Source organism: Demequina ureilytica, from assembly GCF_048553575.1.
In the GTDB taxonomy this organism is placed as follows: Bacteria; Actinomycetota; Actinomycetes; order Actinomycetales; family Demequinaceae; genus Demequina.
The window spans coordinates 1-1,293 of sequence record NZ_JBLZIE010000009.1 but is presented as its reverse complement, the minus strand read 5'-3'; the positions used below and the strand labels follow the sequence as shown (position 1 = coordinate 1,293).

The following is a 1,293-nucleotide window of genomic DNA, read 5'->3' as shown; positions in this document are numbered from 1 at the left end:
CGCCAGCGACCGAATCATCATCGGCGCAGAGATCGACGGCACCCCATTCGTCGACATGGACATCGCCGCCGTGCTGGTCTACGACCGGGCACTCGGCATCGCCGAGCACGAAGAGGTGTCGTCGTACCTCGACCAGAAGTACCTCTCGGGCACAGTCGAGGATGCTGCCCCCTCGGCCCCGGGAGACCTGGACGCGGTTGCGGGCGACGCCGAGGTCTCGCTGTCGTGGACCGCCTCCACCGACGTCAACGGCGACCTTGCGGGATACCGGGTCTACCGCTCCGAGACCGCAGGCACGATCGATGTGGCAACCGATACCCCGCTCGCCACCGTCGACTCCGCCGCCTACATCGACGCCACCGTCGACAACGGCACCGAGTACTTCTACGCAGTCACCGCCATCGACGATGCAAGCAACGAGTCGGCCCTCTCGACCGAGGTTTCCGCCACGCCGACAGCTCCAGAGGCCCCAGAGCCGGACACCACCGCGCCAGCCGCGCCCACCGGCCTCGACGCCACCGCCGCGGACGGAACGGTGACCCTTGCATGGGACGGCCAGAGCGAACCCGATCTTGCCGGATACCGGGTCTATCGCACCGAGACCGCAGGCACCATCGACGTGGCGACCGACACCCCCATCGCCACCGTCGAGGCGGCCGGGTTCGTCGACGCCACCGTCGAGAACGGCACCGAGTACTTCTACGCCATCACCGCCATCGACGACGCCGACAACGAGTCCCCCGCCTCGCCGGAGGTCTCCGCGGCACCCGAAGCAGATCCGGCACCAGAGCCCGATGCGACCCCGCCTGCCGCGCCGACCGGCCTGGCCGCTACGGCCGCGGACGGCACGGTGACTCTCGCGTGGGACGGCCAGAGCGAACCCGACCTCGCGGGATTCCGGGTCTATCGCGCCACCAGCGCGGGAATGATCGACCCGGCGACCGACACCCCGCTCGCCACGGTCGATTCGGCTGCGCACGTCGACGGCATGGTCGAGAACGGCACCGAATACTTCTACGCCGTCACGGCTGTCGACGACGCGGGCAACCAGTCCGACCTCTCGACCGAGGTTGCCGCCACGCCGACAGCGCCAGAGCCACCGGAGCCCGACACGACCCCGCCGGCCGCGCCCACCGGCCTCGACGCCACCGCCGCGGACGGCTCCGTGACTCTCGCGTGGGACGACCAGAGCGAACCCGACCTGGCGGGATATCGGGTCTATCGCGCCACCAGCGCGGGAACGATCGACCCGGCCACGGATGCTCCGCTCGCCACGGTCACTGCCCCGGAGTT

The 1,293-nt window shown here is 70.0% G+C and carries 1 protein-coding gene; it reads left to right on the top strand.

All coding sequences use genetic code 11. The features are described from left to right. On the top strand, positions 1 to 1,293 hold a 1,293-nt coding region (locus tag ACNI3K_RS13065), incomplete at both ends, for a fibronectin type III domain-containing protein (protein WP_419392336.1).